At 65.3% G+C, this 23,926-nt stretch carries 24 protein-coding genes; 18 read left to right on the forward strand and 6 right to left on the reverse strand.

All coding sequences use genetic code 11. The annotated features are described in order from the left end of the window. Positions 1-181: 181 nt before the first annotated feature. On the reverse strand, positions 182-577 hold the full coding sequence (locus FNJ47_RS18380; protein WP_430649393.1) for a nuclear transport factor 2 family protein: 396 nt from the start codon (positions 575-577) through the stop codon (positions 182-184). Between the two features lie 272 nt (positions 578-849). Beyond that, positions 850-1,770: an alpha/beta fold hydrolase gene (locus tag FNJ47_RS18385; RefSeq protein ID WP_163155512.1), complete on the reverse strand. Its 921-nt coding sequence runs from the start codon at positions 1,768-1,770 to the stop codon at positions 850-852. 181 nt (positions 1,771-1,951) lie between these two features. On the opposite strand from FNJ47_RS18385, the gene FNJ47_RS18390 reads away from it, so the two are divergent. The 17 genes from FNJ47_RS18390 (at position 1,952) to FNJ47_RS18470 (ending at position 17,870) form a co-directional block, all read left to right on the forward strand. After that, positions 1,952-2,335, forward strand: a complete 384-nt coding sequence (locus FNJ47_RS18390; RefSeq protein WP_163155514.1) for a hypothetical protein — start codon at positions 1,952-1,954, stop codon at positions 2,333-2,335. Continuing rightward, the gene (locus FNJ47_RS18395) at positions 2,332-3,414 is read left to right on the forward strand and encodes a PHA/PHB synthase family protein (protein ID WP_163155516.1); all 1,083 of its coding nucleotides are present in this window, start codon (positions 2,332-2,334) and stop codon (positions 3,412-3,414) included. The genes FNJ47_RS18390 and FNJ47_RS18395 overlap by 4 nt, the downstream gene beginning before the upstream one ends. Positions 3,415-3,440: 26 nt before the next feature. Beyond that, entirely contained in the window at positions 3,441-4,037 is a 597-nt protein-coding gene (locus FNJ47_RS18400; RefSeq protein WP_163155518.1) for a GNAT family N-acetyltransferase, read from the forward strand. Between the two features lie 181 nt (positions 4,038-4,218). Continuing rightward, positions 4,219-4,695: a phasin gene (locus tag FNJ47_RS18405; RefSeq protein ID WP_163155520.1), complete on the forward strand. Its 477-nt coding sequence runs from the start codon at positions 4,219-4,221 to the stop codon at positions 4,693-4,695. A gap of 252 nt (positions 4,696-4,947) precedes the next feature. Beyond that, entirely contained in the window at positions 4,948-6,231 is a 1,284-nt protein-coding gene (locus tag FNJ47_RS18410; RefSeq protein ID WP_163155522.1) for a DUF445 domain-containing protein, read from the forward strand. A 199-nt stretch (positions 6,232-6,430) separates the two neighbouring features. After that, the gene (locus tag FNJ47_RS18415; protein WP_163155524.1) at positions 6,431-7,201 is read left to right on the forward strand and encodes an esterase/lipase family protein; all 771 of its coding nucleotides are present in this window, start codon (positions 6,431-6,433) and stop codon (positions 7,199-7,201) included. A 234-nt stretch (positions 7,202-7,435) separates the two neighbouring features. After that, positions 7,436-8,305 carry a phenylacetic acid degradation operon negative regulatory protein PaaX gene (paaX, locus tag FNJ47_RS18420; RefSeq protein ID WP_163155526.1) on the forward strand — a complete coding sequence of 290 codons (870 nt, stop codon included), beginning with the start codon at positions 7,436-7,438 and terminating at the stop codon, positions 8,303-8,305. A 76-nt stretch (positions 8,306-8,381) separates the two neighbouring features. Then, on the forward strand, positions 8,382-9,374 hold the full coding sequence (paaA, locus tag FNJ47_RS18425) for a 1,2-phenylacetyl-CoA epoxidase subunit PaaA (protein ID WP_163155528.1): 993 nt from the start codon (positions 8,382-8,384) through the stop codon (positions 9,372-9,374). 10 nt (positions 9,375-9,384) lie between these two features. Then, on the forward strand, positions 9,385-9,672 hold the full coding sequence (paaB, locus tag FNJ47_RS18430) for a 1,2-phenylacetyl-CoA epoxidase subunit PaaB (protein ID WP_024579339.1): 288 nt from the start codon (positions 9,385-9,387) through the stop codon (positions 9,670-9,672). 143 nt (positions 9,673-9,815) lie between these two features. Further along, entirely contained in the window at positions 9,816-10,592 is a 777-nt protein-coding gene (paaC, locus tag FNJ47_RS18435) for a 1,2-phenylacetyl-CoA epoxidase subunit PaaC (RefSeq protein ID WP_163155530.1), read from the forward strand. Further along, positions 10,586-11,089 carry a 1,2-phenylacetyl-CoA epoxidase subunit PaaD gene (paaD, locus tag FNJ47_RS18440; RefSeq protein ID WP_163155532.1) on the forward strand — a complete coding sequence of 168 codons (504 nt, stop codon included), beginning with the start codon at positions 10,586-10,588 and terminating at the stop codon, positions 11,087-11,089. The genes paaC and paaD overlap by 7 nt, the downstream gene beginning before the upstream one ends. Before the next feature lie 2 nt (positions 11,090-11,091). Then, a complete protein-coding gene (paaE, locus tag FNJ47_RS18445; protein WP_163155534.1) occupies positions 11,092-12,168 on the forward strand; it encodes a 1,2-phenylacetyl-CoA epoxidase subunit PaaE in 1,077 nt (358 codons plus the stop codon). Positions 12,169-12,262: 94 nt separating this feature from the next. Then, positions 12,263-12,718: a hydroxyphenylacetyl-CoA thioesterase PaaI gene (gene paaI, locus FNJ47_RS18450; RefSeq protein WP_163155535.1), complete on the forward strand. Its 456-nt coding sequence runs from the start codon at positions 12,263-12,265 to the stop codon at positions 12,716-12,718. A 19-nt stretch (positions 12,719-12,737) separates the two neighbouring features. Beyond that, complete coding sequence (paaK, locus tag FNJ47_RS18455) at positions 12,738-14,069, forward strand: phenylacetate--CoA ligase PaaK (RefSeq protein ID WP_163155537.1); 1,332 nt, start codon at positions 12,738-12,740, stop codon at positions 14,067-14,069. 32 nt (positions 14,070-14,101) lie between these two features. Continuing rightward, positions 14,102-15,532 (forward strand): indoleacetamide hydrolase, encoded by a 1,431-nt coding sequence (gene iaaH, locus FNJ47_RS18460; protein WP_163155539.1) that lies wholly within the window; start codon positions 14,102-14,104, stop codon positions 15,530-15,532. A gap of 102 nt (positions 15,533-15,634) precedes the next feature. After that, positions 15,635-16,669: a quinone oxidoreductase family protein gene (locus tag FNJ47_RS18465; RefSeq protein ID WP_430649392.1), complete on the forward strand. Its 1,035-nt coding sequence runs from the start codon at positions 15,635-15,637 to the stop codon at positions 16,667-16,669. Between the two features lie 145 nt (positions 16,670-16,814). Continuing rightward, a complete protein-coding gene (locus FNJ47_RS18470; RefSeq protein ID WP_163155541.1) occupies positions 16,815-17,870 on the forward strand; it encodes a YeeE/YedE family protein in 1,056 nt (351 codons plus the stop codon). Positions 17,871-17,872: 2 nt separating this feature from the next. On the opposite strand, the gene FNJ47_RS18475 is transcribed toward FNJ47_RS18470, so the two are convergent. Then, the gene (locus tag FNJ47_RS18475) at positions 17,873-18,772 is read right to left on the reverse strand and encodes an EamA family transporter (protein ID WP_163155543.1); all 900 of its coding nucleotides are present in this window, start codon (positions 18,770-18,772) and stop codon (positions 17,873-17,875) included. An 89-nt stretch (positions 18,773-18,861) separates the two neighbouring features. On the opposite strand from FNJ47_RS18475, the gene pdxR reads away from it, so the two are divergent. Further along, a complete protein-coding gene (gene pdxR, locus FNJ47_RS18480; RefSeq protein ID WP_163155545.1) occupies positions 18,862-20,319 on the forward strand; it encodes a MocR-like pyridoxine biosynthesis transcription factor PdxR in 1,458 nt (485 codons plus the stop codon). Positions 20,320-20,536: 217 nt separating this feature from the next. On the opposite strand, the gene FNJ47_RS18485 is transcribed toward pdxR, so the two are convergent. From FNJ47_RS18485 to FNJ47_RS18495, 3 genes are all read right to left on the reverse strand, one after another. Then, complete coding sequence (locus tag FNJ47_RS18485) at positions 20,537-21,757, reverse strand: bifunctional alpha/beta hydrolase/OsmC family protein (protein WP_163155547.1); 1,221 nt, start codon at positions 21,755-21,757, stop codon at positions 20,537-20,539. A gap of 156 nt (positions 21,758-21,913) precedes the next feature. Then, positions 21,914-22,576: a sulfite oxidase-like oxidoreductase gene (locus FNJ47_RS18490; RefSeq protein WP_163155549.1), complete on the reverse strand. Its 663-nt coding sequence runs from the start codon at positions 22,574-22,576 to the stop codon at positions 21,914-21,916. 12 nt (positions 22,577-22,588) lie between these two features. Further along, positions 22,589-23,911, reverse strand: a complete 1,323-nt coding sequence (locus FNJ47_RS18495; RefSeq protein ID WP_163155551.1) for an MFS transporter — start codon at positions 23,909-23,911, stop codon at positions 22,589-22,591. Positions 23,912-23,926: the final 15 nt, after the last annotated feature.

Genomic DNA, 23,926 nt, shown 5'->3' on the forward strand with positions numbered 1-23,926 from the left:
CCTCTCCCGCTTGCGGGGGAGGTCGCATGTCGCATCGCATCGAAGATACGATGCGGGTGGGGGCTGTATCAACGATGCGACTCGTGGAGAAAGCCCCCACCCCGACCCTCCCCCGCAAGCGGGAGAGGTGAGCCGCTCTGCGGCCCGACCGGTTCAACCTGATCTCATCGCGCTTTAGCGCTCAGAACATCGTGTTGCTGTTCGCCGGATTTTCCGGAACGGGCTGCACCACATCCCAATGCTCGACGATCTTGCCGTCCTCGAGCTTGAAGATGTCGATGATCGCGTTGCCGCTTGTGCCGGGCTCGCGCACGGCGTGGACGTGCAGGATCACGTAGTCGCCGTCGGCGAACGAACGCTTGATCTCGCTGTGCGAGTTCGGAAATTTCTCACGCAGGAAGGCGATGAATTTGCGGAAGCCTTCGGGGCCGTCGGCCGCGCCGGGATTGTGCTGCACATAGCGGTTGCCGACATAGGCGAGCGCCGCATCGGCGTCCTTCTGGTTCAGCCCCTTGTCGTAGAAGGCCAGCACCGCCTTGCGGTTGGCTTCCTGCTGCGCCTCACTGGTGGCGGCCATTGCGGAGGACGACGCGAGCGCGAGGAGGAGAGCGGCGACGGCTGTCCGTGGCCGGAGAAGGGTCTTCATCTTGTGACTCCCGAGGCTGAGCGATGGATAGCGCTCTCTACAGCGTCCATGCCGCGCCCGGAAGAACGCACTCCTGGCTCACATGGTTACCCCAAGATACCGGAGCCCCGTTCCGATCGAATCGGAACGGGGCTCTGGATTCTGGTTTTGACGCGTTCTCTTCACGCGAACCGGTATCCACTTCCCTCGAAAACGCGCCGGCCTTATGCCGCCTTCGCCGCCGCGCCATGCGCGTGCTTGTCGATGGCGTCGATGATCTGCGGCCACATCGGGATCGGCAGCGCATGGCCCATGCCCTCGACCATCAGGAGCTTTGCGCCCGGGATCGAGACCGCGGTGTCCTTGCCGCCTTCGGGATGCACCAGCGGATCGACGGTGCCGTGGATCACCAGCGTCGGCGCCTTGACGCTGCGCAGGCGCTCCTTGCGGCTGCCGGAGGCGAGGATCGCGCGCAGCTGGCGGCCGACGCCCTCCGGATTGAGGCCGCGCTCAAAGGTACGCCGCGCGCGCTCGGGGTCGAGCGCCTCGTCTTCCGGGAACGAGCCGTTGCGCAGCACCTTCCAGGTCTGTCCGTAGCGGACGAAATACTCTTCCTTGCTCTTCGGCGGCGGCGCCATCAGCACCGCGGTCGCTTCGCGGGTCGGCCCCGGAATCTTTGGATTGCCCGTGGTCGACATGATCGAGGTCAGTGAGCGCACGCGCTCGGGGAAGGTGATCGCAACTTCCTGCGCGATCATGCCGCCCATCGAGGCGCCGACCAGATGCGCTTTGCGGATGCCGAGCGCGTCCATCAGGCCGATCGTGTCCCGCGCCATGTCGGCCAGTTTATAGGGCGCCGCGACCGGGATCTTCAGGAAGCGCAGCTTGATGAGCTCGAGCGCGGTCAGCCGCTTGCCGCCGTTCATCCGCGACGACTTGCCGATATCCCGGTTGTCGAACCGGATCACGCGAAAGCCGCGCGCGGCAAGCCGGCGACAGAATTCGTCGTCCCAATGGATCATCTGGGCGCCGAGGCCCATGATGAGAAGCAGCGGCTCCGCATTCGCATCGCCAAATATCTCGTAACAGATGTCGATGCCGTTGGCGCGGGTTAGTTGCGGCAACTGATGGGCGAGCGTGGTCACGGGCGTCCTCTCCTGGATTCGCGATCAGGAACCTGCATGCTGCCATGGATTGACGCAGCGCAGAAGGGCTTCGACGTCGGTGGGTGCGCCCCGCAGTTGACCGATCAACGGCAACAGTGTCGTATGGCACAAACAAGCGGAAGCGCGGCAAGCGCTCGGGATTGATGTGGAGGAGGGCCGCATGGCCGACAAGAGCAACGATCCTGCCGTGATCTGGCAGACGATGATTGGCGAGATGGAGAAGGGGTTCAACTCCTTCGGCAACCAGTTGATGAGCTCGCCTGAATTTTCCAAGGTGATGAATCAGGCCGGCGGCGTCGCGGCGGGCGCGCAGAAGCAGCTCGGCGAGCTGATGGAGAAATATCTGCTGACGATGAACCTGCCGAGCCGCGCCCAGCTCGTCGGCATGGCCGAACGCCTGCAGTCGATGGAGAACCAGCTCAACGAGATCAAGACGCTGCTGCAGCAGGTGCATCACAATTCGCTGGCGCCGGACGACGGCCGCAGCGCGACGGCACGGCCGCCGCGCACCAGGCGTCCGCCATCAGAGGGAGACAGCAAATGAATGCTCCCACCGGGTTTGATTTCGCCTCGATCTCCGAGCGGGTGCAGTCCGAGGTGCAGCGCGCGATTCAGCGCAGCATCAAGGGCGTCGAGTATTTTTCGAGCTCCGGGCCCGCGCTCGGCGAGACGCCGAAGGACGTGCTGTATTCGCGCGGCACCATGAACCTCTATCACTACCGGGCGCAGGCCGACGAAGTCTATCGCGTGCCGGTCCTGATCGTGATGGCGACCACCAACCGCGGCTATATCCTCGACCTGGTGCCGGGGCAGAGCTTCATCGAATTCCTGCTCAAGCGCGGCTTCGACGTCTACATGCTGGACTGGACCGCGCCGAAGCCCGAGGAAAAATCCCTGCGCATGGAGGACTACGTCCTCGACTTCATCCCGGAATCGGTCCGCCGCGTGCAGCAGGACTCCGGTGAGAAGGACGTCTCCGTGATCGGCTATTGCTTCGGCGGCGTGTTATCGCTGCTCTATGGCTCGATCTTCAACGACGGGCCGATGAAGAACCTGATCTGCTTCACCACGCCGATCGATTTTCGCGAGATGAAGCTGTTCTCGAATTTCGCCGACCGGCGCTATTTCGACGTCGACCGCCTGATCGACAGCACCGGCAACATGCCGCCCGAGCTGATCCTGCAATCGTTCGACATGTTGCGGCCGGCCGCGCGCGTCGCCGGCCAGATCCAGCTCTGGGACAACATCTGGAACGACGAGTTCGTGAAGTCGTACCGGATGTTCGATCGCTGGGCGACCGACACGCTGCCGCTCGCCGGCGAATATTTCCGCGCCATCACCAAGGACCTGATGTGGGACAACAAGCTCTACAACGACACCATGACGGTCGGCGGCCGCGCGGCGAAGCTTGCCGACATCAAGGTGCCGATCCTGCACGCGGTCGCCGAGCACGACCACATCGTGCCGTATGACGCAGCAAAACATCTGATCACCAAGATCGGCTCCGAGGACAAGGAGGAGGTGATGCTGAAAGGCGGTCACGTCTCGCTGGTCGCCGGCGCCAATGCAATCAAGCGGCTATGGCCGAAACTGGACTCCTGGTTGGGCAAAAGATCGACCTGACAAGGGTCGACTTGAGAGAGATCGACATGACCGAACAACGTTCCTATCCGCGCCACGTCAAGACCGAGGCCGGCGACATCGAGTTCCGCCTGATGAAGCGCGCAGACGAGGCCGCGGTGCTGGCCTTCGCGCAAAAGCTGCCGACGCATGATCTCTTGTTCCTGCCGCGCAACATCAGCCAGCCGAAGGTGCTGTCGGCCTGGATCAACGAGATCGAGCGTGGCGACATCACGAGCCTGCTTGCGATCAAGGACGGCAAGGTGGTCGGTTGCGGCACGCTGGTGCGCGATCCGCATTCCTGGTCGCCGCATGTCGGCGAGATCCGGATGGTGGTGTCGCTCGACGTGCGGGGGCAGGGCGTCGGCCGGGCGTTGTCGCAGGAGACGTTCGCTATTGCCCTTGGCGCCGGGCTGGAGAAGTTCTCGGTGCAGATGACAGTCGACCAGCGGGCGGCGATCGCGCTGTTCGAGAGCCTCGGCTTCAAGGCGGAGGCCCTGCTGCGCGACCATGTCAGGGATGTCGAGGGCAAGACCCACGACATCGTCGTGCTCGGGCACAACGTGGCGCAGGTCCGGGCGCAAATGGAGGCGTACGGGGTGCCTGGTGCGGTTGGGGGTGGCTAAATACCTCTCGCTGCCGGTTCCTGAGGCAATCTGCCGGAGCTTCATGCTGTTCACGGGTTCGTGATGTCGCGCTGCAACATCGATGTTGCAGCGCACCATGGGGTGTGTCATAACACCGTTGCCCCGGGCCAATCCGGACGGGGTGAGCCCATAGCTCAAACCTGAGGATGGAGAGACCCCAATGACTACCGAAGCCAATTCCGTGCTGAATGGCGTCAAGGAAGCTTTCGCGCCCGTCACCGAGGCGTTCACCAAGCTCCAGAACCTGGAAGTTCCGGAAGCCGCCCGTGAGTTCGTGAAGAAGCAGGCCGAGGCCGCCAAGACCCGCGCTGCCGATGCCTATGCCGGCTCCGAGAAGGTGACCAACGTGATAGAGACCGCTGTTGCCGGTTCGGTGACCGAAGCCGCCAAGATCAGCCGCAACATCCAGCAGGCGATCTACCAGGACGCCGAGGCGTTCTTCGCCGGTATCGACAAGCTCGCGTCTGCCAAGTCGCTGAGCGAAGCTGCCCAGATCCAGTCGGACCTGGTCCGTGCGCGCGGCGAACTGTTCGTCTCGCGGGCGAAGGCCACGACCGAGTATCTCGGCAAGCTCGTCACCGACGGTGCGAAGACCGCGCAGGACAACTTCGCCAAGGTCTACGGCAAGACCGCCTGATCGCGCTTGCACTGACCAACTGCCCTTTTCGAAGGCCCGCCATTTCGCGGGCCTTCTTTTTTGCCTGCTCGAACGTCATCCTCGCGCAACGGCTTGCCGTTGTCGTTGGAGGTGCGAGCGGAGCGAGCCTCGAAGGATGGGAGCTAGCGACGGTGCTTGTGGCCATCCTTCGAGGCGCGCAAAATGCGCGCACCTCAGGATGACGCCAGCGCGTGCGGCGCCTATGTAAACTACTGTTCATTCCAAGCCCCCATGACCCTTCCAGCCGCCCTCATCGCAACGCCCGTCGATGCCGAACGTGCCGCCGAGCTGCGGCGCGTGAAATGGCTGGCGACCGGCGTGCTGGCGGCAACCCTCATCGTCTTCATTGCATCGAAGTCGCTATTGCCGGTGCATCCGGTGTTCGGCTTCATCGCCGCGTTCGCGGAGGCCGCGACCATCGGCGGACTCGCCGATTGGTACGCCGTCGTCGCCCTGTTCAAGCGGCCGCTGGGGCTGCCGATCCCGCACACCGCGATCATCCAGAGCAATCAGGAGCGCATCGCCGAGAAGCTCGGCGAATTCATCGAGAACAATTTCCTGGAATCCGGACCGGTCGAGGCCAAGCTGCGCGAGATCGATTTCGGCAGCTTCATCGCCGACTGGCTGCGCGACCGCAAACGGTCGGAGGATCTCGCCCGCTTCGTGCTGCGGATGCTGCCCGAAGCGTTCGCGGCAACCGAGAGTTCAGGCTTGATGCAATTCATCAGCCGCCGCGTCACGACGCAGATCCTCTCGGTTGATCTTGCGCCGCTCGCCGCCGGCGCGCTGCGCGGCTTCGTGCAGGAGGGCAAGCATGAGGGGTTGCTCGACGACCTCTTGCGCGCGCTGCACCAGACGCTGACGCAGCAGGAGACCATGACGGTGATCCGCGACAAGGTCCGCGCCGAGATGCCGACGCTCTTGAGGCTCTATCGCGCCGACAAGTTCGTGGTGAACCGGATCATCGCCTCGGCGACGAAATTCTTCGAAGAGGTGCGCAACGATCCGCAGCATCCGTTCCGCGGCGAGTTCGACCGCATGCTGCTGTCGTTCGTCGACCGGCTCGGCAGCGACAAGGCGTTCGCCGATCGCATCGACGGTCTCAAGCGCGATCTGCTGGCGCGGCCGGAGCTCGCCAATCTCGGGCGCACCATCTGGGCCAATGTCAAGGACTTCATCGAGCGCAGCGCGTCGGGCGAGTCGCAGGTGCTGCAGCATCAGCTGGCGAGGATGTTCGTCGAGGCCGGCGATGCGCTCCATGGCGATGCGGAGCTGCGCGGCGAAATCAATCAGGGGCTGGTCGCGATCCTGCGCACGGTTGTCGCCGAGCAGAAGAGCGGCGTCTCGACCTTCATCGCCGACCAGATGAAGAGCTGGGACATGGAGCAGTTGATCTCACTCCTCGAGGTCAATGTCGGCAAGGACCTGCAATACATCCGCTTCAACGGCTCGCTGATCGGTGGACTTGCCGGCCTCGCGCTTTACACCCTGGAATATGTGCTGCGCTTGCTGTGACCGATTGGGCACGGCGATCACATAAGTTGTGGCAAGTGTGACCTGGGCCGCTTGCACGAAAGTGATCGCTTCCCTAGCTTTTCAAGGTTGATTGTTGCGTTGCGGAACGATTCCGCTGGGTTTGCGTCAATCCTGTTGACCCATCCCGATGATCCATTGCCGGCCGCCGAGACGTCAGGGGCCGTGAAGAGGAGCTGAAATGTCGGTTGCTGCGCAGACGCTACGCCCGCCGTCCAGGACACTGATGTTCCTGGAGGGCCGCGCCATTCATGAGCTTGGTGCCTTTCTTGGTGCATTGCCGCTGTTGAGCCTCGCGCCGCGCGGCGACGGGCATCCGGTGCTCGTGCTGCCCGGACTGATCGCCTCCGACATGTCCACGCGCCTGCTGCGCGACTTCCTAAGGAGCAAGGGCTACGCCGTCAGCGGCTGGCGCCAGGGCCGCAACCTCGGGCTTCGCGCCGGCGTGCAGGACGGGATGGTCGACCTGCTGCAGGAGATGAATGAAACGACCGGCCGCAAGGTCTCCGTCGTCGGCTGGAGCCTCGGCGGCCTCTATGCGCGCCAGCTTGCCAAGATGATGCCTGAGCGCGTGCGCCAGGTGATCACGCTCGGCAGCCCGTTCGCCGCGGGCCCGAAGTCGACCAACGCCTGGCGCGTCTACGAGATGGCCAGCGGCCGCCGGGCCGACGAAGAGGATTCCCGTTTCGGCGGCTCGCTCGCGAGCGCGCCGCCGGTGCCGACCACCGCGATCTTCAGCCGCACCGACGGCGTCTGCGCCTGGCAGGGCTGCCGCGAGCAGAGCTCGTCGATGACCGACAGCATCGAGGTCGAGAGCAGCCATTGCGGCATGGGCCATCACCCGGCGGTGGTCTACGCGGTTGCCGATCGCCTCGCGCAAAAGGAAGGCGAGTGGGCGCCGTTCGATCGCAGCGGCTGGCGCAGCTTCGTCTATCCGGATCCCAACAGGTAAGCGCCCTTCCTTGCCTCGCCCCGCTTGCGGGAGAGGCCGGAACGCATGGAGCGCAGCGCAATGCGATCCGGGTGAGGGGGAGCCTCCATGAGTCGTCTCTCACCGTGAACGCGGAGAGCCCCCCTCATCCCGACCTTCTCAGAGCGAGCTTCGCTCGTCTCGGCCCCGCACGCGGGGAGAAGGAGAAGAGACCCGCATTGTCGTGAATCGACAAAACGCGCTATGCGTTGAGGCATGCCACAGCCGCTTGCTCGCATCGTCGATCAACTGAAGCGCGAGCCGTCACGCACCGGCTCGATCATCATCACCGTGTTCGGAGATTCCATCGTGCCGCGCGGCGGCGCGGTGTGGCTCGGCACGCTGCTCGAATTCTTCAAGTCGCTCGACATCGACGGCAACGTGGTGCGCACCGCGATGTCGCGGCTCGCCGCCGATGGCTGGCTCGAGCGCAGCAAGGTCGGCCGCAACAGCTTCTATCGGCTGAACGCGAAGGGCCGGCAGACCTTCGACACCGCGACCAGGCACATCTACGATCCGCCGCCGTCGGACTGGACCGGCCGCTTCGAACTGCTCTTGATCGGCAATGCCGAGGACCGCGACGCCGCGCGTGAGGCGTTGAAGAATGCCGGCTTCGGCAGCCCGCTGCCCGGCGTGTGGGTTGCGCCGTCAGGCGTGCCGATCCCGGATGAAGCATCGCGCGCGATCCGGCTCGAAGTCTCCGCGGAAGACGACAGCGGGCGCCGGCTGCTCAGCGAGAGCTGGCCGCTCCATCGCACCGCGGACGCCTATCTGAAGTTCATGAAGACGTTCGAGCCCCTGCACGGCTGGATCGTGCGCGGCGAAAGGCTGAGCGACGCCGACGCCTTCACTGCGCGCATCCTGCTGATCCACCACTATCGCCGGGTCGTGCTGCGCGATCCGCTGCTGCCGTATCAGCTGCTGCCGAAGGATTGGCCGGGCAGGGCGGCGCGGAAGCTCTGCGGCGAGATCTATCGCGGGCTGCTTCCGTCGTCGGAACAATGGCTTGACGACCACGCAACCAATGAGGACGGCCCGCTGCCGAAGCCCAACGGCGCCGTGGCACGGCGTTTCGAGGGCGCCTGAACGTATTACAAAAATATCTTGTATTTGGAAATTTGTGTTATATATTCCTGCCTAACAACACACTGGGAGGTCGGCCATGTATACGCAGGCGCTCAACTCATCCGACGGCGACGATCGCGGCGTCGAGGATGTTGCCCGTACCAGTCAGTTCCAGGCCCGCATCGATGCCGACGAGCGCATCGAGCCGAACGACTGGATGCCCGCCGCCTATCGCAAGACGCTGACCCGGCAGATTTCCCAGCACGCCCATTCCGAAATCGTCGGCATGCTGCCCGAGGGCAACTGGATCACCCGCGCGCCGTCGCTGCGCCGCAAGGCCGCACTGCTCGCCAAGGTGCAGGACGAATGCGGCCACGGGCTTTATCTCTATGCCGCCGCCGAGACGCTCGGCACCTCGCGCGAAGAGCTCGTCGACGGCATGCTCTCCGGCAAGGCGAAATATTCCTCGATCTTCAATTATCCGACGCTGACCTGGGCCGATATCGGCACCATCGGCTGGCTCGTCGACGGCGCGGCGATCATGAACCAGATCCCGCTGTGCCGCTGCTCCTACGGCCCCTACGCGCGCGCGATGATCCGCGTCTGCAAGGAAGAGTCGTTCCATCAGCGCCAGGGCTTTGAGATCATGGTGACGCTGTGCCGCGGCACCGCGGAGCAGAAGGCGATGGCGCAGAACGCGCTCGATCGCTGGTGGTGGCCGGTGTTGATGATGTTCGGCCCGCCGGACCAGGTCAGCCAGCACAGCGACACCTCGACCAAGTGGAAGATCAAGCGCTTCTCCAACGACGAGCTGCGCCAGAAATTCATCGACGCCACCGTGCCGCAGGCCGAGTTCCTCGGATTGACGATTCCCGATCCCGGCATGAAGCAGAACGAGAACGGCAATTGGGTGCACAGCCCGATCGACTGGGACGAGTTCAAGCAGGTGCTGGCCGGCAACGGCCCCTGCAACCGCGATCGCCTCGCCGCGCGCCGCAAGGCGCATGACGAGGGCGCCTGGGTGCGCGAGGCCGCGATGGCCTATGCCGAGAAGCGCAAGAGCCGCCAGCTCGCGCAAGCCGCAGAATAGGGAGCCCGAGATGGCCACGCCGAACGTTCCGCTCTGGGAAGTCTTCATCCGCAGCCGCAACGGCCTTGCGCACAAACACGTCGGCTCGCTGCATGCGGCGGACTCGACGCTCGCGTTGCAGGCCGCACGCGACATCTACACCCGCCGCGGCGAGGGGCTGTCGATCTGGGTGGTGCCCTCGAACGCGATCACCGCGTCCGATCCGTCCGAGAAAGGCATGATGTTCGAGCCGGCGGAATCCAAGATCTATCGCCACCCGACCTTCTACGACGTCCCCGACGAAGTCGGGCATATGTGACTTTCACCCGTCATGGCGAGGAGGCGCGTTAGCGCCGTCTCGACCCATGACGCCCCGGTAGCGATCGCGGCCATCCTTCGAGACGCCTGCTGCGCAGGCTCCTCAGGATGACGCCGAGCAAGTGGATGCAGGTGGATTAGAACATGGCAACCGCCAATATCGAAGTCTCCGAAACGCCGCTGGTGCTCTACGCACTGCGCCGCGCCGACGATGCGCTGATCCTCGGCCATCGGCTGTCCGAATGGTGCGGCCATGCGCCGGCGATGGAAGAGGATATGGCGCTGGCCAATATGGGTCTCGACCTGCTCGGCCAGGCCCGCGAGCTCTACACTTACGCTGCCAAGGTCGAAGGCCGCGGCAACGACGAGGACATGTTCGCCTATCTGCGCGACGTCAGGCAGTATCGCAACCTGCTGCTGGTCGAGCAGCCGAACGGCGACTTCGCCCGCACCATGGTGCGGCAGTTCTTCTATGCGGCATTCGCCGATCTCTACTGGCGCGCGATGATGGGATCCTCCGATCCGACGTTTGCTGCGATCGCGGCGAAGTCGGAGAAGGAGAGCGCCTATCATGTCAGGCACTCGTCGGAATGGATCGTCCGTCTCGGCGACGGCACCGAGGAGAGCCATCGCCGCGCGCAGAATGCGATCGACGATCTCTGGGCCTACACCGGCGAGATGTTCGCGGTCGACGACGGCGAGCGCGGCCTGATCGATGCCGGCATCGCGATCGATCCGGCGGCGCTAAAGTCGCGCTGGCTGAAGACCGTCACCGGTATCGTCAACGAGGCGACGCTGGCGTTGCCGAAGAGCGATTGGATGCAGCGGGGCGGCCGCGTCGGCAGCCACAGCGAGCATCTCGGCCATCTGCTCAGCGAATTACAGTCCCTCCAGCGGACCTTCCCGGGGGCCACATGGTGACGGTTGCACTCAGCGATGCCGATCTGCGCCGGCGCGCCTGGAGCGCGGCCGCACAGGTGGTCGATCCCGAAATTCCTGTGTTGACCATCGCCGATCTCGGCGTGCTGCGCGATGTCGCGGTGCGCGACGGCCATGTCGAGGTTGCGATCACGCCGACTTATTCCGGCTGCCCCGCCATGAACATGATCGCGCTCGAGATCGAGCTGGCGCTGGAGCGCGAAGGCATTCGCGGGCCGAAGGTCCGCACCGTGCTGTCGCCGGCATGGACCACCGACTGGATGAGCGAGGACGGCCGCCGCAAGCTCAGGGAATACGGCATCGCACCGCCGCTGCCGGGCTCCTCGCGCCGCGCGTTGTTCGGCGAGCAGGCGGTTGCGTGCCCGCAGTGCGGCTCAGGCGATACCGAGCTGCTCTCCGAGTTCGGCTCGACCTCCTGCAAGGCGCTGTGGCGTTGCAAGAGCTGCCGTGAACCCTTCGACTACTTCAAGTGTCATTGACCATGTCGACACCCCGTTTCCACCGTCTGTCCGTCAGCGATCTGCGCCGTGAGGCGTCGGATGCGATCTCGATCACCTTTGCGATCCCCGCCGATCTGCAAGGCGACTACCGCTTCACGCCCGGCCAGTACCTGACGCTGCGCACCACGATGGACGGCGAGGAAGTCCGCCGCTCCTACTCGATCTGCTCCGGCCCCGACGACGGCGAGCTGCGCATCGCGGTGAAGAAGGTCGATGGCGGCGCGTTCTCGAACTGGGCCGCCGACGAGCTGAAGACCGGCGATGAGCTCGACGTGATGACGCCGACCGGCCGTTTCGGCGTCGCGCATGCACCCGGCGAAGCGCGGACCTATGTCGGCTTCGCCGCCGGCAGCGGCATCACGCCGATCCTCTCGATCGTCAAGGGCGTGCTGGCGCGCGAGCCGGACAGCCGCTTCTTCCTGTTCTATGGCAACCGCTCGACCGAAGGCGTCATGTTCCGCGAGGCGCTGGAGGAGCTGAAGGACCGCTTCATGCAGCGGCTCTCGGTGTTTCACGTCATCTCGGGCGAGGAGCAGGACATTCCGATCCTGCACGGCCGGCTCGACGGCGAGAAGGTGCGGGTGCTGCTGCGCTCGCTGGTGCCGGCGGCAACCGTGGATCATGTCTTCGTCTGCGGTCCGGCCGCGATGAGCGAGACCATCGAGGCGACCTGCCGCGAGATCGGTATCGCCGACGAGCGCATCCATGTCGAACGTTTCGTCTCGGAATTCGGCGGCAAGCCGCGCCCGAAGGTCGTCGTACCCGCCGGCGCGCCGCCGAAGGCGATCGCCGGACTGATCATCGACGGCAAGCGCCGCGAAGTCCCCGTGGCCGACGGCGAGTCGATCCTCGATGCCGCGCTGCGCGCCGGCATGGACTTACCGTTCGCCTGCAAGGGCGGCATGTGCTCGACCTGCCGTGCCAAGCTGGTCGAAGGCGAGGCGCCGATGGATCTGAATTATTCGCTGGAGCCGTGGGAGCTGAAGGCGGGGTTCATCCTCACCTGCCAGGCCAAGCCGTGCTCGGGCAAGGTCGTGGTCGATTACGACCACGTCTAAATCTATCTGCGCGTTGACGCCTCGTGCGTCGCGCCAAACACTGATGTAACGCCAAGAGGCCCGTCGCAACGGGCCCGCGCACAGGGAGTTCGATGTGAATTTGAAGGCCACGCTATCGCCCGAAGATATCGCCCGCGCCTGCGCGGATGCGATGTGGAAGGAAGACGACGCCAGCAAGGGTCTCGGCATGGAGCTGGTCGAGATCAAGCCGGGACAGGCAGTGATGGCGATGACGGTGCAGCCGCACATGGTCAACGGCCAGCGCATCTGCCATGGCGGCTACATCTTCACGCTCGCCGATTCCGCCTTCGCCTTTGCCTGCAACAGCCATAACGATCGCGCGGTCGCAGCGCAGGGCAACATCACTTTCATCCGGCCGGGCAAGCTCGGCGATCGTCTGGTGGCGACCGCGCGCGAGATCTCGCGCAGCGGCCGCTCGGGAATCTACGACGTGCGCGTCACCGCCGGCGACAGCGTGATTGCTGAATTTCGCGGGCACTCGCGGGTGATACAAGGCAGCTGGCTGCCGGATTCAGACATCAAGACATAAGGCTTCAGGGGAAACGTCGATGGCAACGGCAAAGCTCAAGGTCAGGGATAGCGGCTATCACGCCGAGCTCGATGCGGCTGAACGCGCCTCGCGCGACGAGATCATGGCGCTGCAGACCAGGCGGCTGGCCTGGTCGCTCAAGCACGCCTACGACAACGTCGCGCACTACAAGAAGAGCTTCGACGCCGCGGGCGTCCACCCGTCCGATTTCAAGCAGCTTTCCGATCTCGCCAAATTTCCCTTCACGGTGAAGACCGACCTGCGCGACAACTATCCCTTCAACATGTTCGCAGTGCCGCGCGAACAGCTGGTGCGGGTCCATGCTTCCTCGGGCACAACCGGCAAGCCGATCGTGGTCGGCTACACCAAAGCCGATATCGATACCTGGGCGGACGTCATGGCGCGCTCGATCCGCGCCGCCGGCGGCCGTTCCGGCATGCTGATGCACAACGCCTACGGCTATGGCCTGTTCACCGGCGGCCTCGGCGCGCATTACGGCGCCGAGCGGCTCGGCTGCACGGTGATCCCGATCTCCGGCGGCATGACCGAGCGGCAGGTGCAGCTCATCAACGATTTCCGGCCCGACATCATCACGGTGACGCCGAGCTACATGCTGGCGATCCTCGACGAGTTCAAGCGGCAGGGCCTCGACCCGCGCAAATCGTCGCTGAAGTTCGGCATCTTCGGCGCCGAGCCCTGGACCAACGCGATGCGGGTCGAGATCGAGCAGGCCTTCGATATGGACGCGTCAGACATCTATGGTCTGTCGGAGGTGATCGGCCCCGGCGTCGCGCAGGAATGCGTGGAGACCAAGGACGGGCTGCACATCTGGGAGGATCACTTCTATCCCGAGGTAATCGATCCTCTCACCGGCAAGGTGCTGGCCGACGGCGAGAAGGGCGAGCTGGTGTTCACCTCGCTGACCAAGGAAGGCTTTCCGATCATCCGCTACCGCACCCGCGACCTGACGCGGCTGTTGCCCGGCACGGCGCGGCCCGGCATGCGGCGGATGGAGAAGGTGACCGGCCGCTCCGACGACATGATCATCCTGCGCGGCGTCAACGTGTTCCCGACGCAGATCGAGGAAGCGCTGCTGGCGACCGACTGGTGTGGCGGCCACTTTGTCATCGAGCTGACCCGCGAAGGCCGCATGGACGAGATGACGGTGCTCGCCGAAGCCCGGCCCGAAAGTTGGGACGGCGAGGGGTTGACCGCGCATGCCGAAAAGGTCGCTGGTTTCATCAAGAACACGATCGGCATCTCCACCCGCGTCCGCGTCGTCGCCCCCGAGACGCTCGAACGTTCGCTCGGCAAGGCGAAACGTGTTTACGACAAGCGGCCGAAAGAATAGCTTCTCGCCCGCAATGCAAAGGGGCGAAGGGCATGGCGGATACCAACGAAGCAACCGCTGCGGAAATCCTGGCTGATATCCGCAACGGCAAGGTGACGGCGGTCAGCCTCGTCGAGGCGGCGCTCGATCGTGCCGAGCGGCTCAAGCACCTCAACGCCTTCATTGTGCTGAACCGCGACGCCGCACTGGCCGCGGCGCGCGAGGTCGATGCCGGAAAGCGGACCGGCGTGCTCGCCGGTCTCCCCATCGTGGTCAAGGACAACATCAACACGTCGGATCTGCCGACGTCAGGCGGCACGCCGGCACTGCAACACGCGCGGCCCAAGCGAAATGCGCCGTCGCTACAGAAGCTGCTCGACGCCGGCGCTGTCGTGATCGGCAAGACCAATCTGCACGAGCTCGCCTTCGGCATCACCAGCACCAATCTCGCGCCGTTCGCGGGACCTGTGCGCAATCCCTACGACACCAACCGGATCCCCGGCGGATCGTCGGGCGGAACCTCGGCGGCGATCGCCGCACGGATCGCCACCTGTGGTCTCGGATCGGACACCGGCGGCTCGACCCGCGTGCCCGCGGCGCTGACCGGGACGGTTGGTCTCAGGCCTTCGGTCGGCAATGGCGGCGCCGAGCGGCGCTATCACGACGACAACCAGGTGGTCCCGATCAGCCATACCCGCGACACCGTCGGCCCGATGGGCCGCACCGTCGCCGATGTCGCGCTGCTCGATGCCGTGATATCAGGCTCGCTGTTGGCCACGCCCATTCTGTTGCGCGGCGTGCGTCTCGGCATTCCCGCCTGTTTCTGGAGCGGCCTCGATCGCGGTGTCGAGGCGGTCGCTCGCGCTGCCTGCGCCCGGCTCGCGGCGGCTGGTGCCGTGCTGGTCGATGTCGATATGCCCGGCCTGTTCGAGCAGAACGACAAGGTGTCCTTCGTCGTCGCGCTGCATGAACCGATCGCCGATATCCCGGCCTGGCTCGCCGCCTCCGGGATCGACGGGATCGCGCTGTCGGATATCGCGGCCGGCGTCGCCAGTCCCGACGTGATCGGTGCGTTCGGTGCGATCACGGCGGACGCTTTCGGTGCCGCTTACGACGATGCCATCAAAGTTCAGCGGCCGGCACTGCAGGCGATCTATGCCGCCTATCTCAGGGACAACAAACTGGACGCCATCTTGTTTCCGACTACCATCGCGCCTGCACCGGTCATCGATGAAAAGACCGGGTCCGGCGAGATGTCGGTCAATGGCGGCGACCCGGCGCCGACCTTCGGCACCATGATCCGCAACACCGATCCCGGCAGCAATGCCGGCCTGCCCGGGCTGTCGCTCTATGCCGGCATGACGCCTGGCGGCCTGCCGGTCGGGCTCGAGCTCGACGGTCCCGTCGGCAGCGATGCCAAACTGCTCGGGCTCGGCCTGTCGATCGAAGCGATCCTGGGCAGGGCCCCGCCGCCGAAGCTCTGAGCTTGCCGGCCCCAACAAGCCCCTTGAATTGATCGGTCAGTCGATTAGTCATGGCCTGAGGCCGCCTGGCCGCCACGATCCGCGCGCCTTGCGGCGCGCTTCATGACCAAGACTGGACTGCTCATGCCGCCGGCCCCGCAAGCAAACCGTCATCCCGTCGATGCCCGTTGCGTCCGCCTGCTGGCGAAGGCAGAGAACGCAGCGGCAGTCGCGCCTGTTGTCGAGACCCACCCACTTTCGCGCAAAGATAACGACGTCCTGATCGAGGTGAAGGCCGCTGCGGTCAATCCGTCCGACGTCAAAGCCGCAACCGGGCTGATGCCCTATGCCGTCTTCCCGCGGACCTCGGGCCGCGACTATGCCGGTGTCGTGATCGACGGCCCGTCGGGCTTGATCGGGCGCGAGGTGTTCGGCTCATCCGGCGATCTCGGCATCCGCCGCGACGGCACCCACGCCACGCATCTTGTGGTCGAGGCCGATGCCGTGGTGGAGAAACCCGCCGGCATTTCCTGGGATGAAGCCGCCGGGATCGGCGTGCCCTTCGTCACCGCGATGGAAGGCCTGCGCCGCGCGGGCGTTACGAAGGCGGGCGAGACCGTGCTGGTCATGGGCGTCAACGGCAAGGTCGGGCAAGCCGCGGTGCAGATCGCGAGCTGGCACGGTGCGCGCGTGATCGGCGTGGTGCGCAAGAGCGAGCCCTATGAGGGCCACAGCAATTCGGCAGTCGAGGTGATCGATGCCTCTACAACTGATGTTGCGGCGCGCGTGCGCGAGCTGACCGGCGGCAAGGGCGCCGACATCGTCTACAACACGGTCGGCGATCCCTATTTCCAGGCCGCGCACAAGTCGCTGGCGTTGCGCGGCCGCCAGATCCTGATCGCGGCGGTCGACCGCATCGTCCAGTTCAACATCCTCGAATTCTATCGCGGGCAGCACACCTATGTCGGCATCGACACGCTGGCGCTGTCGTCGGTTGCGACCGGCGCGGTGCTGCGCGAGCTTGCACCGGGTTTTGCCGGCGGGCATCTGAAGCCGTTTCCGATCAAGCAGAGCGCGATTTATCCGCTGGAACAGGCCAGAGCGGCGTTCGTTGCCGTGGCAGGCTCGTCGCGCGACCGCGTGATATTGCGACCGTAATCCACCGTCATTGCGAGGAGTGAAACGACGAAGCAATCCATTCTCTTTCGCTGTGGTGATATGGATTGCTTCGCGGAGCCTGTCATCCGGCGGCGCTTCGCGCCGACCGGTTGGCTCGCAATGACGAACCCCTGAGGACTCTTCCATGGACCCCGCCACAACGGTCATCCTCGCCGCCCTCATCATCGGCCTGATCTATGGCTCGATCGGGCTGCTCAGCGGCTTCTGCATGATGAGCGGGCTGCGCGGCTGGTGGGCGGAGGGCGACGGCCGGCTGGCGCGCACCTATGCGCTGGCGATGGGCGTCGCAATCGCGGCCTCGCAGCTGCTGGCAGCGGCCGGCCTCGTCGATCTCGGCAAGTCGATCTACCTGCAGCCGTCGTTCTCGGCGCCGGTGATGTTCTTCGGCGGGCTTCTGTTCGGCTACGGCATGGTGCTGTCGAACGGCTGCGGTTCGCGGGCGCTGGTGCTGCTCGGACGTGGAAACTTACGTTCCTTCGTGGTCGTGATCGTGCTCGGCATTGTCGCCGAGATGACACTGAAGGGCCTGATCGCGCCGGCGCGGATCGCGATGGTTCAGGCTTCGCAGGCGACCGTCGTCACCAATTCGGCACCGGCGCTCTTGGCGAGCATCGGCCTCGGCGCGGTGCCGTCGCGGATGGTCGCGGCCGCGGTGCTATCAGCCATCCTGATCATCTTCGCCTTTGCTCATGCGCCGTTCCGCAAATCGCCCGGCCAGATCGCGGCCGGCCTGATCGTCGGCCTGCTGGTGGCGGGCGGCTGGTACGCGACCGGCTATCTCGGCGCCGATGATTTCAATCCGGTGCCGGTGACGTCGCTCACCTTCATCGCGCCGATCGCCGACGCGCTGCAATACGTCATGCTGTCGACCGGCTCGACGCTCAATTTCGGCATCGTCACCGTGTTCGGCGTGTTCGCCGGCAGCCTGGTCACGGCGCTTGCCACCGGGCGCTTCCAGCTCGAAGGCTACCGCTCGCCGCAACACATGCTGCGCTCGGCAAGCGGTGCCGCGCTGATGGGCGCGGGCGGCGTGATGGCGTTCGGCTGCTCGGTCGGGCAGGGGCTGACCGGACTGTCAACGCTGTCGCTGTCCTCCTTCATCGCGATCGCCGGCATCATGCTCGGCACCGCCGCCGGCCTGCGCGGCGCGCTCCGGGTCAGGCCGCTTGCAACCGCCTGAAGTCAGGCCCGCGCCGGCGCATCCGCGAGCGCGCTCAGCGCGATGCCGCCGACGATCAGCGCCGCGGCAATCGCGAGCGAAAGATCGATCGGCTCGCCGAGCAGCAATGCGGCGGTCACGATGCCGACGATCGGCGTTCCCGTCGTGCCGAGCGAGGTCGTCAGTGCCGGCAGGCTCTTGTTGACCATCGACATCGCCCAGTAGGCCAGCGCGGTGCCGATGAAGCCGGAATAGAGGAACAGCAGCACGAGGTGCGGCGACCATGTCACCGTGGGCACGCCCTCGGTGACCAGCGCCGTCGTCGTCAGCACCAGCGTCGCGACCAGCACCTGCCACAGCAGCAGCTGCAGCGGCGTCGCGATCCAGCGATGCGAGCGGATATAGATGATGTTGGCGGCCCAGCAGATCGCGGCGAGGATGATCATGCCGGCGCCGGCGATGACGTGCAGGTTGCTCCAGTCCAGCGACGCCGGGTTGAGGATCACGCAGAGGCCGGCGAGCCCCGACGCGACCCCGACGAGTTTCAGCATGCCGAGCCGTTCGGTCCGCGTGGCGCCGGCGGCCAGCGCCACCCACAATGGGGTGGTGTAGCCCAGCACGATGCCCTTGCTGGCCGGCAGATAGCGCAGGCCGGCGGCAACCAGCGTCGAGAAGAACGTCATGTGCAGCAGCGCGACGCTGAGCACGACCGGGACATCGGCAATCCGCGGAATGATCAGATTGCCGCTGGCACGCAGGATCACCAGCAGCGCGATCAGGGCGACCCAGCTGCGGATCGACGCGGTCCACAGTGGCGGCACCGCCTCGACCAGAGATTTCGTGACCGACCAGTTGATACCCCAGGCCAGCACCACGACGATGAACAGGGCGGCGGCTTTGGCGGGGGATAGCGTTTGATTCACGGCGGCATCCTTGCAGGCGGCACTGCTTGTGAATAGGATCGCGCTGGCTCTATCGAAAGAGCCAGATCGGATAGAACAAAGGAGCCAGATTGATCCTCGCCGAATTGCTCGACCTGAAGCGGTCGGACGATGCCGGGCTCGCCGCGCAGCTGACCCAGCAGCTTCGCGCGCTGATGGCGAGCGGCCGGATCAGAAGTGGAGCGGTGCTGCCGTCGAGCCGCACGCTTTCGGCGGAGCTCGACGTCTCGCGCAACACGGTGACGCATGCCTATGAGCAGCTCGCGGCCGAGGGCTATCTGCGCGTCGCCGCGCGGCGGCGGCCGGTGGTGTCAGACGATATCGAGGCGAAGTTCGCAAAGGCTGCGCCGGCGCCACGCCGAGATGCCGCCCGCAGGCGGTTGCTGTCGCCCTGGGCCTTACAGCTCTCCGACACGGATTGGCCGCTGTCCTACCAGGCGAACTTCCGGCCGCTCCGTTCCGGGCTCGCGGATGCGCGCGAGTTTCCGCACCAGATCTGGGCGCGCTGCCTGCGCCGCAGCGCGCTGCGCCGCCGCTTCAACGACCAGACCGTGGTCAACCGGCCGAGCCTGCGCGAAGCCTTGCGCGACTACCTCGAGGTTAGCCGCGGCGTCCACGCCGAGGCCGATCAGATCCTGATCCTGCCGACCGCGCAGGCGGCGCTGACGCTGATCGCCGCGACCGTCGTCGCGCCCGGCGATGCGGTGTGGACCGAGGATCCCGGTTATCCCGGCGCCGCGGCGGCGTTTCGCGCGGCCGGCGCTGACGTCGTCGGCGTCAGGCTCGATCAATGGGGCATGATGCGAATGCGTGAGGCACGCGCGCCCAAGCTCATCTTCACGACGCCCTCGCATCAGCATCCGACCGGACGGGTGATGCCGGTTGCGCGCCGCACCGAGCTGTTGGCGGCGGCCGAGCCCGGCAAGACCTGGATCGTCGAGGACGATTACGATGGCGAGTTTCACTATGACAGCCGCCCGATGCCGGCCTTGCAGGGGCTCGATCGCGAGGGACGTGTGCTCTATCTCGGCACGTTTGCAAAAGCGATGACCGCCGATATCCGCATCGGCTATCTGGTGGTGCCGCCATCATTGGCGCAGACGATGGAGATCGCGCAGCGTCACCTCGGACTGATCGCGTCCGTCCACGTCCAGGAGGCACTGACCGACTTCATGGCCGACGGGCATTTCCTCGCGCATGTCAGGCGAATGCGGCGGATCTACCGCGCGCGCCGCGACCACCTCGCCGCGGCGCTGACGCGGCACCTCGCGCCGGTGCTCACCGCCGAGGTCCCGCCGGGCGGGATGCAGCTGATCGCCCGTTTCAGGGATGGCGCCGCGGACCAGAATGCAGTCTCGCGGTTGGTGGCGGCCGGCGTCGAGGTGCGCGCGCTGTCGAGCCTCGCGCTGCAGCGGCCGCGCGACCACGGCCTGTTGCTCGGCTTCGCCGCCTGGCGCGAAAACGAGATCGGCGCCGCGGTGCGGACCATGGCGAACTGCCTGTCCGGCAAGCGCGCGGCGCGCGGGTAGACGGCGAGGGGCGCTTGCGAGATTTCGGAATATTAGAAGAATATTGCTGAGTTGCCCGACGTGTCAAGTGGCCTTGTCGAGCGCGGGCGACCGCCGGCTACTTTGCATGGGGTTGTTTTCGATATTTGTCAGCGCGCCCTTGCGATGGCCCGCAAACGGGAGAGGGAATGCCGCTGACATGCTGCGCCGGCTCGGCCCGTCTCGCTGCGTCGCGGGCTCACTCCGCGGCCTTGGTGACGATCCGCACCTCCGAGGTCAGCGTCTTGTGCACCGGGCATTTGTCGGCGATCTCCATCAGCCGCTTGCGCTGGTCGGCGTCGAGGTTGCCCTCGATCCTGATGACGCGGTCGATCTGGTCGAGCATGCCCTCGCGCGTCTCGCACTCCTCGCAATCCTTCGCATGGATCTTGTTGTGTTGGAGCGTCACGGTGATGCGATCGACCGGCAGCGACTTGCGGTCGGCATACATGCGCATCGTCATCGAGGTGCAGGCGCCGAGCCCGGTGAGCAGGAAATCGTACGGCCCGGGGCCGGTGTCATCGCCGCCGACGCTGACCGGTTCGTCGGCGATCAACCGGTGCGGACCGGTGGTGACGATCTGCTGGAATTTGCCGTTGCGGGTCTCCTGCACCACGACGTTGCGCGGCGCGCCGCCGGCGTCCGCTGCGGGCTGCGGCGCGAGATCGACATAACGCTCGGCCCAGGCGCCGATCACGTCGGCGACATAGGCGGCATCCTGCTTGCCGCTCAGGAGATGATCCGCGCCCGCGAGCGACACGAAGCTCTTCGGGTGCTTGGCCGCGATGAAGATGTTGGTGGCGTTGTCGATGCCGACGGTGTCGTCGGTCGGCGAGTGCATGACCAGCAGCGCCTTGTGCAGCTGCTTGACCTGCGCCATCAGATTCTGCTCGGCGACGTCGTCGAGGAATTCGCGCTTGATGCGGAATGGGCGGCCGGCAAGCGACACTTCGCCTTCACCCTGCGCGCGGATGTCCTCGATCCGGTCCTTGAAGAAATGTGTGACATGAACGGGGTCGGACGGCGCGGCGATGGTGGCGACCGCCTTCGCCTCGGGAATCCGGCCGGCGGCCGCGAGGATTGCGGCGCCGCCCAGGCTGTGGCCGATCAGGATCGCTGGTGCCTTGCGCGTCTCGCGCAAATGGTCGGCGGCACGGACGAGATCGGCGACGTTCGACGAGAAGGTCGAGTTGGCGAAATCGCCCTCGCTGGAGCCGAGGCCGGTGAAGTCGAAGCGCAGCGTGGCGATGCCCTTCGCGGCCAGCGCGACCGCGATGCGCTTGGCCGCCAGCACGTCCTTGCCGCAGGTGAAGCAGTGCGCGAACAGCGCATAGGCCTTGATCGGGCCGTCGGGCGTATCAAGCGCGGCGGCAAGCTGATGGCCGTCGACACCGGTGAATTGAAAGCGTTCGTGCGGCATCTTTTGCTCCGGATGGTTCTACACCTCTCCCCATGGGAGAGGTCGAATTTCGAGCATAGCGAGAAATTCGGGTGAGGGGTTACGCTCCATCGGGGGACCGCGACCCCTCACCCGGCGCTTCGCGCCGACCTCTCCCCATGGGAGAGGTGAGGAAAGTCAGTCGCCAGAATAGCGCTGTTCGGCCCAGGGATCACCGCGATTGTGATAGCCGCGCACCTCCCAGAAGCCCGGCGCATCTTCTGTCACGAACTCGATGCGCTGCAGCCATTTTGCGCTCTTCCAGAAATACAGATGCGGCACCACCAGCCGCACCGGGCCGCCGTGCTCCTGCTCGAGCGGCGTGCCGGACCAGCTATGGGCGAGCAGCGCGTCCTCGGCGGCAAAATCCTCGAGCGGCAGGTTCGTCGTATAGCCGTCATACGAATGCAGCACGACGAACCGCGCATCCTCGCGCGGCTGGCAGGCGGCGAGCAGGTCGCTTGTGGCAAGCCCCTCCCACTGGTTGTCATAGCGCGACCAGGTCGTGACGCAGTGAATGTCCGAGACGAACTGGGTCTGCGGCTGCGCCATGAATTGCGGCCAGTCCCAGTATATCGTCTGCTCGACTGCACCGTAGACGTCGAGCCGCCAGCGTTCGCGCGTGACGTTCGGCAACATCCCGAGATCGAGCACCGGCCAGTCCGCCGTCAGGTGCTGGCCCGGCGGCAGACGCTGCTCCTCCGGCCGGGTGACCCGGCCGGTCAGGAATTTGCCTTCGCGCGCCCAGCGCTGCTTGCTGCGCGTCAGCTTGCTCTCGGGCGGCTCCTGGTCGTCGGTCATCGCATCAGGCCATCACTCGTGGCGGTGCATCGCGGAGTCGTGCTTGGTGTCGCGCATGGTCGAGTAGATCAAGAGCGACAGGAAAATCATGCCGCTGAGGTAATAGTAGAACCAGTCCTCGTGCCCGATGGTCTTGAAATAGAGCGCGACCGCGGGCGCGGTGCCACCGAAGATCGACACGGTGATGGCGTAGGGCAGGCCGACGCCGAGCGCGCGGACATTGGTCGGGAACAACTCGGCCTTCACGATCGCATTGATCGAGGTGTAGCCCGCGACGAAGATCCAGGCACCGCAGATCAGCAGGAAGGCAGTGAAGGGCGACTTGGTCTCCTTCAGCGCGGTCAGGATCGGGACCGTCGCCAGCGTGCCGACGACGCCGAAGAAGATCAGCAGCGGCTTGCGGCCGATGCGGTCGGACAATGCGCCATAGATCGGTTGCAGGAAGGTCGCGAAGATCAGAGAGCCGAAGATCACGAAGGTGGTCTGGTCCTCGGTGAGGCCGACCGACAGTTTCACGAAAGTCTGCATGTAGGTGGTGAAGGTGTAGAACGCCGCGGTGCCGCCGGCGGTGAGACCGACCACCAGCAGCAATTCGCGCGGGTAGTTCAGGAGGCCGACGATCGAGCCGGTCGGCTTGGAGACCTTCTTGGCTTCTTCGAATGCCTCGGTCTCGTGCAGGCCGCGCCGCATCACCGCTGCGAAGATCGCGAGCATGGCGCCGATCACGAAGGGAATCCGCCAGCCCCAGGCCTTCAGCTCGTCCGGCGTCAGGAACACCTTCTGTAGCAGCAACAGCACGATGATCGCGGTGAGCTGGCCACCGATCAGCGTGACGTACTGGAAACTGGAGTAGAAGCCGCGATGCTTGGGATCGGCGACCTCGCTGAGATAAGTGGCGCTTGCGCCGTATTCGCCACCGAGGCTCAGGCCTTCGATGACGCGGGCGAGTGTCAGGATCGCGGGGGCTGCAATGCCGATGCTGGCATAGGTCGGCGTCACTGCGATGATCAGCGAGCCGAAGCACATGCAGACCACCGACAGCGTCAACGACAGCCGCCGTCCGTAGCGGTCGGCAATGAAGCCGAACAGCCAGCCGCCGAGCGGACGCATCAGGAAGGTCGCGGCAAACAGCACGGCGGCATTGAGCTGCTGCACCACCGGGTCGCTGTGCGGGAAGAACGCCGGCGCGAAGTACAACGCAAACGCGGTGTAGGCGTAGAAATCATACCACTCGACGAGATTGCCGACCGAGCCGATGAAGATCGCCTTCACCCGCCGCTCGACGTCGTGGATGTCGAGATGATCGCTCGCGGGTTGAGCGGTTTGATCGGACATAGGCTGGCCTCCCCG

The sequence above is a fragment of the Bradyrhizobium uaiense genome (genome assembly GCF_010811875.1).
GTDB classification, from domain to species: Bacteria; Pseudomonadota; Alphaproteobacteria; order Rhizobiales; family Xanthobacteraceae; genus Bradyrhizobium; species Bradyrhizobium uaiense.